Annotated in this window: 8 protein-coding genes; 4 read left to right on the top strand and 4 right to left on the bottom strand. The window is 63.0% G+C overall.

Annotated features, from left to right (window positions below; all coding sequences use genetic code 11):
* On the bottom strand, positions 1-599 hold a 599-nt coding region (locus tag EN984_RS13475; protein WP_245480062.1), incomplete at its 3' end, for an ABC transporter transmembrane domain-containing protein.
* Positions 600-873: 274 nt separating this feature from the next.
* Here EN984_RS13475 and EN984_RS13470 point away from each other — a divergent pair.
* The 3 genes from EN984_RS13470 (at position 874) to EN984_RS13460 (ending at position 3,556) form a co-directional block, all read left to right on the top strand.
* Positions 874-2,163, top strand: coding sequence for an amidohydrolase family protein (locus EN984_RS13470; RefSeq protein WP_127267474.1), 1,290 nt, complete (start codon positions 874-876; stop codon positions 2,161-2,163).
* 87 nt (positions 2,164-2,250) lie between these two features.
* Positions 2,251-2,517, top strand: a complete 267-nt coding sequence (locus tag EN984_RS13465) for a hypothetical protein (RefSeq protein ID WP_127267473.1) — start codon at positions 2,251-2,253, stop codon at positions 2,515-2,517.
* Between the two features lie 115 nt (positions 2,518-2,632).
* On the top strand, positions 2,633-3,556 hold the full coding sequence (locus EN984_RS13460; protein ID WP_127267472.1) for a DMT family transporter: 924 nt from the start codon (positions 2,633-2,635) through the stop codon (positions 3,554-3,556).
* A 7-nt stretch (positions 3,557-3,563) separates the two neighbouring features.
* Here the strand turns inward: EN984_RS13460 and EN984_RS13455 are convergent, their stop codons facing one another.
* Positions 3,564-4,466 carry a phosphotransferase family protein gene (locus EN984_RS13455; protein ID WP_127267471.1) on the bottom strand — a complete coding sequence of 301 codons (903 nt, stop codon included), beginning with the start codon at positions 4,464-4,466 and terminating at the stop codon, positions 3,564-3,566.
* 101 nt (positions 4,467-4,567) lie between these two features.
* Between EN984_RS13455 and EN984_RS13450 the strand changes: the two genes are divergently transcribed.
* Entirely contained in the window at positions 4,568-5,200 is a 633-nt protein-coding gene (locus EN984_RS13450; protein WP_164748694.1) for a class I SAM-dependent methyltransferase, read from the top strand.
* Between the two features lies 1 nt (position 5,201).
* On the opposite strand, the gene EN984_RS13445 is transcribed toward EN984_RS13450, so the two are convergent.
* Together EN984_RS13445 and EN984_RS13440 are read right to left on the bottom strand one after the other, a co-directional pair.
* The gene (locus EN984_RS13445; protein ID WP_127267469.1) at positions 5,202-7,655 is read right to left on the bottom strand and encodes an FAD-dependent oxidoreductase; all 2,454 of its coding nucleotides are present in this window, start codon (positions 7,653-7,655) and stop codon (positions 5,202-5,204) included.
* On the bottom strand, positions 7,652-8,539 hold the full coding sequence (locus EN984_RS13440; protein WP_127267468.1) for a phosphotransferase family protein: 888 nt from the start codon (positions 8,537-8,539) through the stop codon (positions 7,652-7,654). Before EN984_RS13440 ends, EN984_RS13445 begins: the two co-directional genes overlap by 4 nt.
* Between the last annotated feature and the right edge of the window lie 49 nt (positions 8,540-8,588).

Raw genomic sequence — 8,588 nt, 5'->3', positions numbered from 1 at the left:
GCCTTGTACATGCGGTTGCGCATTGCGCCTTCGAGGTTGAAGGATTTGACGACGCGCACGCCGATTGCCGTTTCCTGCATCACCTGCACGATCTGGCCGACCGAGCGAAACTCCATCGCGGCGAACTTGCGAACACGTTTGAGGATGCGGTTGACCCCGTAGATAGCCAAGGGGCCGATGACGAAGCAGATTATGGACAAGGCTGGCTGCTGCCAGACCATGACTCCTACCAGGACAACCAGCGACAACAGGTCGCGCACATAGGACGTGACAACGAGGTCGAGCACGTTGCGCGCCGCCTGCGCATTGTTGGTCATGCGTGTGATCAGGTCGGACGACGAGGTCGAATGGTAGAATTCGATGCCTTGCGCCAGGATGCGGTCGTAGATCTTGCGCTGGCGATCGGCGATGATGGCGTTGCCGACCCGGCTCATGAAATAAGCCTGGATGAAGTTGGCGAGACCCTTGAGAATGAAGATCGTGGCGACCCCCGCCGCAATCAGGTTGACGCGGTCAATCCGCTTGAAGACCACGAATTCGTCGGTGATCTCTTTGAGAATCCAGGCGCTGGCGCCGGTCGTGGCGGCCACCACAAGCATCGACAAGATCGCGGCGCCGTAGCCAAACCTGTGCTGATAAAAGGATTCCCGGATCAACCTCGCAACGAGGCGCTGGTTTTCCGTCGAGCGGAAGAAACGAAACAAACGGCGGATCCTTGAAACCGGGACAACGAAGGCGGCTTATAGAGGGAGTTGCGGCCGGATGGAACCATCCGCGGCCGCCGCGGACAAACCGCTGTTGCAAGCGGCATCGACGGGATGCGATTTTCAGCCTCGGCACTATCAGATGATTCTTTTGACGGGATGACGACAGATGGCTTTCGACCTTATCGTTCGCGGCGGCACACTGCCTGATGGCAGGGTTGCCGACATCGGCATCAACGGTGAGACGATCACGGCGATCGAGCCCACCCTGCAGGGTCCTGCGCGGACCGAGGTCGACGCCCGCGGCAACCTGGTCTCGCCGCCCTTCGTCGATCCGCATTTCCACATGGACGCGACGCTCTCCTACGGCATTCCGCGCATCAATGCGTCGGGTACACTGCTCGAAGGCATTTCGCTATGGGGCGAGTTGAAGCCGCTTTTGACGCATGAGGCGGTGCGTGATCGCGCATTGGCCTATTGCGACTGGGCGGTGTCGATGGGCCTACTCGCAATCCGCACCCATGTCGATGTCTGCGATGACAGGCTGCTGGCGGTCGAGGCGCTGCTCGAGGTCAAGAAGACGGTCGCTCCCTATATCGACCTGCAACTGGTCGCTTTCCCGCAGGACGGGTTTTATCGCGCTCCATCGGCGCGTGAAAACACCATTCGCGCGCTCGACATGGGCGTCGACATTGTCGGCGGCATCCCGCATTTCGAGCGCACCATGGCCGACGGCACGCGCTCGGTAACGGAGCTGTGCGAGATCGCGGCCAGGCGCGGCCTGATGGTCGACCTGCATTGCGACGAGACCGATGATCCGCTGTCGCGTCACATCGAACAGCTTGCGTATGAGACGCAGCGCCTTGGTCTGCAGGGCAAGGTCGCCGGTTCGCACCTCACCTCGATGCATTCGATGGACAATTACTATGTCTCGAAGCTGCTGCCGCTGATCGCCGAGGCCGACGTCTCGGTCATTCCCAATCCGCTGATCAACATCATGCTGCAGGGCCGCCACGACACCTTCCCGAAGCGCCGGGGCCTGACTCGGGTCAAGGAAATGCTGGCGCTCGGCATTCGCGTCGGCTGGGGCCAGGATTGCGTGCTCGATCCCTGGTATTCGCTAGGCACCGCCGACATGCTCGATGTCGCCTTCATGGGCCTGCACGTCGCTCAGATGTCGAGCCCGGCGGAGATGGCGCGCTGCTTCGACATGGTCACCAACGTCAATGCCGCGATCATGGGCCTCGATCATCTCGGCCTGGCGGTCGGCAAGCGCGCCAGCCTGGTCGTCCTCGATGCCGGCAATCCGGTGGAGGCCCTGCGCCTGCGCGCCGAACGCCTGTGCGTCATCGCCAGGGGCAAGGTGGTGGCGGAGCGGACGAAGCAGGAAACCAGGCTGTCCATCGACGGAAGGCCGGTACTTGTGAACCGACGGCACCATTCGCATCAGGACCAATAGGACACCGCATCTGCATCAAGGGTCTGAGCTTCGCCCGTCCGGAAATAAGTCTACATAAAGACTCCACTTTTATTCGAGGAGGATTCCATGTGGCGCAAGACTGTGATGGCGGTGGCGTTGACGGTGCTTTGCACCGGCTGCACGACGGTGACGGCAGAGGACCGCCGCGCCGCCGACGAAGCGAAATGCCGGTCCTACGGCTTCGTCAAGAAGAATGACGCCTTTGCCGAGTGTCTGCAGCGCATCGATCTGGAGCGGCGTGCGGAGCTCAGACGCACCCCGGCTTTCGACCCCTGGGACAGGCCGGTGATCTATCGGCCCATTATTCTCAGGCCGCAGCCAAAAGGGAACTGAATCGCGCAGACCCAGCCGATTCCCGAGGCTGGCCTTGCCGATTTCCGGTTTTCTCCTCGTCAAAGCCGCCGCTTCCGTCTACGACGCGGCTAACTAGGGAGGAATCGGGATCGGCATGACGCAGCCCGTGGCGCAGAATTCGACGATCAGGAATGTGCTTCTGGCCGGCATTCTGCTGATGCTGGCCGGCGACTTCCTGTTTGCGCTGAACGACGCCATGGGCAAGTGGCTGGTCGCCAGCTTCTCCGTCGGCCAGGTGGTGCTGATCCGCTCTATCGGCGCCTTCTTCGTGCTCGGCCCGATGATCGCCAATCAGGGCCCGGCCAAGCTGTTTCGCATGGAACGCCTGGAGCTGCAGCTGCTGCGGGTGGTGATGACCACGCTCGACACCGCGCTATTCTATGCCGCCGTGGTCTATCTGCCGCTTGCCGATGTGATGAGTTTCTACATGGCCGGGCCGATCTACGTTGCGGCACTCTCGCACCTCCTGCTTGGCGAAAAGGTCGGCTGGCGCCGCTGGATGGCGATCCTGCTCGGCTTCTGCGGCGTTTTGATCATGCTGAAACCGTCCTCGGCGGCGTTCTCGCTGTCATCGGGTTTTGCGCTGGTAGGCAGCATCTCCTTCGCCTTCGCCATCATCCTCAACCGCCGCCTGCGTGGCACCAGCGACACCAATCTGGTGACATGGCAAACCATCGGCACGCTGCTGGTCGGCGGTGTGCTGACCATCGGCGCCTGGCAGACGCCGTCGGCACTCGATCTCGGCGCCATGCTGCTGCTCGGTATCGTCTCCTGCGGCGCCCACCTGATGATCACCAGGGCGCTCAAGCTGGCGCCGGCTTCGACATTGGCGCCGCTGCACTACACACTGCTGCTGTGGGCGGTGGTGTTCGGCCTGGTGTTCTTCGGCGACGTTCCCGGTCCGCGCATCCTGATCGGCTCGGCCATCGTTGTTCTCGCCGGCCTGTTCATCTTCCATCGCCAGAAAGTGGTCGAGATCACTGTGCCGCCCGAAAACGTGCCGAAGGGCGTGAGTTAGTCCAGGCTCAGTCCCGGTGTATTGCTGCCAGATGCCGCGAAAACTCCGGCGTCTCCATCAACGCCTTGCAGCGAGCGAAACGGCCATCCGCATAAGCGCGAAAATCATCGACCGGGTTGTTGTTGGCGAGCTGGATCAGCCCCCACAAGGTCCACAACAGGTCGCACATTGCCTTGTAGATGACGATGCGGCCGCGCTCCGCCGGCCTCGCCTCGCCGCCGAAATAAGCGCGTATCATCTCTTCGTCCTGGGCGGCGTCGAACTTGCCCTCCACGCTGAGGTCGCCAAGGTCCCAGAGCGGATCGTTCATGCCCGAATATTCCCAGTCGACGATCCACATCCGCTCGCCAGTATCGAGAAAGTTCTCGCACAGCGGATCGCAGTGGCAGGCGACGATCGGCAGCGGATGGGCGGCCAGCGCCGAGCGGACGCTCTCGGCGTCTCGCACCACGTCATGATAACCGGCGGGCAGGGCGACCTCCTTGGTGGACAGCACCTTGAGGTAATCGTCGATCATCGCGAACAATTCGAAGCGGAAGGGAAACACCGCGCCTGAATCGTGCAGCTTGCGAAAGGCTTCGCCGGCGCGTGCCGGACTGCCCGGACGTGTCCGGAATTTCTCCGGCGACATCGTTTCGGCGCCGGCGATGTAGCGTGTCACCATCACCCCGGTACCGGGGTCGACATGCAGCACCTCGGGACTGACCCCTGCCTTTGCAGCTTCGCGCGCGGCCACCGCTTCGTTGGCCCGGTTGATGTATTCCTCGGTGCCCTTGCCGGGAATGCGCAGGCAGAAGTCGCCGGCCTTGAAGACGAGATTGGTGAGGCCGCCCAGCCGTTCCAGCGGCCCGCTGTAGCCGGCCAGCATGGGAATGGCGTCCAGTGCGGCACGCGCCTCGTCTGTCACCATGCCTGCGCCCCCACGCTGTTATTTGTCGCAGCGACGGTTCCACAATTTTCGCGCTTTGGCTATCATCACTGCGAGATCAAAAATTGGCGGACTGGATAAAAGTGGCGGACAGCAAACATCAGGGCGCGCTCGGCGCGGCCTACGCGGCAAAGCGGCCCGAAGAGGTGGCCGCACTCTATGACCGCTGGTCGGAAACCTATGACGCCGACATGTCGGCCGCCGGCTATCGCCATCCAACGATCTGCCTTGCGTTGCTGGCCCGCCATCTGCCGCGCGGTTCAGCACCGCTGCTCGATGCCGGGGCCGGCACCGGGCTCATCGGCGAATGGCTTGATATTGCTGGTTACCCGCAAGTCGAGGCACTCGATATTTCACAAGGCATGCTGGATCAGGCGGCCCGCAAGGGCGTCTATTCCGCGCTCCACTGCCTTGCGCTCGGCGGTCATCTGCCCTTTGCCGATGATGCCTATGCCGGGATCATCTCGGCCGGCGTCTTCACCTCGGGCCATGTCGGCGTCGCGGGGCTGGACGAGCTAATCCGCATCTGCCGCCCGGGCGGCGTGATCGTGCTGACGGTCAAGAACACGCTGTGGGATGCCGGCTTTGCCACGCGTGTCGGCGAGATCGAGGCGCAAGGCCTCGTCACCCGCGTTGAGGAAACGCGTCCTTACGTCTCCATGCCGGGCGAAGCCGACACCGTGCCAAGCCGCGGCCTCGCTTTGCGCGTTATTTGACCTACGCTTTGACCCTGGCGCCTGCCGGATCATACATCGGCTCGAGGTGGATATTGGCCGGTGTCCTCTCCATCGCAACCACCAGTTCATAGCCGCCGGAGACGAGAAAGTCGTCGCTCACCCCGTCGACGTTGCGCACATAGCCGTAGCCGATGTTCCTGCCCAGCGTGTAGCCGTAACCGCCGCTGCTGAGATAACCGACCGGCTCGCCATTGCGCAGGATGGTTTCGCGGCCGAGCAGCACGATCTCGGGGTCTTCGACCGTGAAGCCGGCAAAGCGTTTCTTCAGTGCCGCGCCGCTGGTCTTTTCCAGCGCGCGCCGTCCAACGAAATCGGTGTTCTTGCGCAGCTTGACCGCCCAACCGAGCCCGGCTTCCTGTGGCGTGTCGTTGGGGGTGATGTCGGATCCCCAGGCGCGATAGCCTTTTTCCAGCCTTAGCGATTCCAGCGCCCGATAGCCGACCGGTCGGATGTCATGCTTCTCGCCTGCCGCCATCAGTGCGTCGAAGACTTCGCCGGTGGCCGCGATCGGCACATGCAGTTCCCAGCCGAGTTCGCCGACATAGGTGACGCGCAGTGCCCGAACCGTGTGGCCGGCGATGGCAATCTCGCGCACATGGCCGAACGGGAAGCCGGCATTCGACACGTCGGCTCCGGTCGCCACCGAGAGCACGTCGCGCGCCCGAGGACCCATCAGCGACAGCGTGCCGAAATCCTCGGTGACGTCGACAAGCCTGGCGTCGAGCCCTTCGCCGATATGATCGCTGATCCATGAGGAATCATGCGTGCGGAAACCGGTGCCGGTGACGATATAGAACTTCTCTTCGGCCAGCCGCGCCACCGTCAGATCGGCCTCGATGCCGCCGCGCGTGTTGAGAAGCTGCGTATAGGTCAGCCGGCCGACCGGCTTGCTGACGTCGTTGGCGCAGATCCAGTCCAGCGCCTTCAACGCATCTGGCCCGGTCAGCTCGTATTTGGCGAAAGACGATTGATCGAAGATGCCGACCTTATCCCGCACATGCCGGTGTTCGTCGCCGACCGCCGCGAACCAGTTCTGCCGGCCCATCGAATAGATGTCCTGCGGCTCGACGCCTAGCGGTGCGAACCAGTTCGGCCGCTCCCATCCGAGCTTCGAGCCGAATACGGCGCGCTGCTGTTTCAGCCGCTCGTACAGCGGCGAGACGATGCGCGGCCTCCCGCTGGCATACTCTTCATGCGGAAAGCCGATCGTATAGTGTTTGCCATAGGCCTCCAGCGTGCGGTCGCAGACCCACTGCCGGTCGCGGTGCAGGTTGGAAAAGCGCCTGATGTCGACCACCCACAGGTCGAGCGGTGCTTCGCCATCGACCACCCACTGCGCCAGCACCCAGCCGGCGCCGCCGCCCGAGGCGATGCCGAAGGCGTTGAAGCCGGCGCCGACGAACATGTTGGCGCATTCGGGCGCTGTGCCGAGAATGAAATTGCCGTCCGGCGTAAAACTCTCCGGCCCGTTGATCATCTGCTTGACGCCGACGGTTTCCAGCGCCGGCACACGCGCGATCGCTTGGCTCATGTGCTGCTCGAAATGGTCGTAGTCGTCGTCGAACAGCCTGAATTCCCAATCATTGGGAACGTCGTCGCCGGGGAGACCAGTCGCCCAGGCCTGCGGGTTAGGCTCATAGCCGCCCATCACCAGCCCGCCGACTTCCTCCTTGAAATAGGTGCGTCGGTCAGGGTCGCGGATGGTCGGCGCGTCGGTCGCCAGCCCGTCGATCTTCTCGGTGATGATGTACTGGTGCTTCACCGGCTGAAGCGGCACGTTGATGCCGGCCATGGCCCCCACTTGCCGCGCCCATTGGCCGGCGCAGTTGACCACCTTGTCGCAGGCGATGTCGCCCCTGCTGGTCTTCACCGCCGCGATGCGGCCGTCCTTCATCTCGAAGCCGGTGACGCGAACATCCTCGAACAGTTTGGCGCCATGCATGCGCGCGCCCTTGGCCAGCGACTGCGTGATGTCGGAGGGGCTCGCCTGGCCGTCAGTCGGCAGCCAGGAGGCGCCGACGAGATCGCCGGTCTCCAGCAGCGGCCACATCCTTTTCACCTCGTCCGGCGACAGCAATTGCATGTCCATGCCGAAGCTTTTTGCTGTCGTCGCCAGCCTTTTGTACTCGGTCCAGCGGTCGGCGTTGGTGGCGAGCCTGAGGCAACCGGTCATCTTCCAGCCGGTGGCGAGACCGGTCTCGGCCTCCAGTCCCTTGTAGAGGTCGACGGAGTATTTCAGCACGCGGGTGATAGACGCCGACGAGCGCAATTGCCCGACAAGGCCGGCGGCATGCCAGGTCGAACCCGAGGTCAGCTTGCCCTGCTCCAGCAGCACCACGTCAGCCTTGTGGTCGCGCGCCAGATGATAGGCCGTCGAACAGCCGATGATGCCGCCGCCGATGACGACGATGGCGGCCTGGCTCGGCAATGTCATGATTTCTGTATCCCGTATTTTGTCCGGTAGTTTTCCAGTGCCGCGTCGAGCCGGGCGAGGTTTTCCTCGGTGTAGGCGACGTAGTCGATGCCCGGTGCGTCGAGATAGAGCTCGGAGACCATGCTCCACATCGCCTCGCGCAGCAGCGAGGCGCATTGCATGGCCGCGTGCGAACGGCGGATCGCCTCGTCCGGTTCCTTCATGAAGTAGGCGGTCAGGAAGGCAAAGGATTCCTCGTCGCTCATGCCGGCATTGGAGGCGGCGCCTGCGAGGTCGAACATCGCCGTGTTGAAGCCGGCATATTCGAAGTCGATCAGCCATAGTCTGTTGCCGTCGTCGAGAATATTGGCCGGCAACAGGTCATTGTGGCCAAAGACGATCGGCAGCAGTTTCTGCGCGCGCTCCAGTTCGTCGGCCAGTGTCAAAAGGCGCGGCAAGTCGCTGCGCTTGCGGCTGCCGCCTTCTTCAAGCGTGCGCGCATAGTCGCGAATGACATGGAACACCCAGAACATGAAGCCGGCGCCCGAGACGTGATTGGGCATCTCCCGGTGGAAGGCGCGCATCAGGGCCGCGACCCGGCCGAGATTGGCGCGCACGTCTTCCGCCAGATAGGTTTTCGCACCGAGAAATTCCGTCACCAGTATGCCTGGTTCGGCATGGCGGACGGCTGGCGCGAAACCGGCGGCATGCGCCGCCCGCGCGGTCATAACCTCGCGCTCGCGAAAGACATGGTGGAACGGATAGTCCTTGCCGAAGCGCACGACATGTCGTCCGGCCGCGTCCGTGACCACATAATTCGCGTTGCTCAGGCCGCCGGGCAGCGGTGCGATCTCGATGCTACCGGTCCAGCAGGGCAGGGCGCGGATGCGATCTTCGGCGGTCACGGAACATCCCTGGTTTGCTGGGCTTCGACAAGGCGCCGTGAACAGCGCA

The sequence above is a fragment of the Mesorhizobium sp. M7A.F.Ca.CA.004.12.1.1 genome, from assembly GCF_003997835.1.
In the GTDB taxonomy this organism is placed as follows: Bacteria; Pseudomonadota; Alphaproteobacteria; order Rhizobiales; family Rhizobiaceae; genus Mesorhizobium.
The sequence above is the reverse complement of the archived record's forward strand: the minus strand, read 5'-3'. Positions and strand labels throughout refer to the sequence as shown.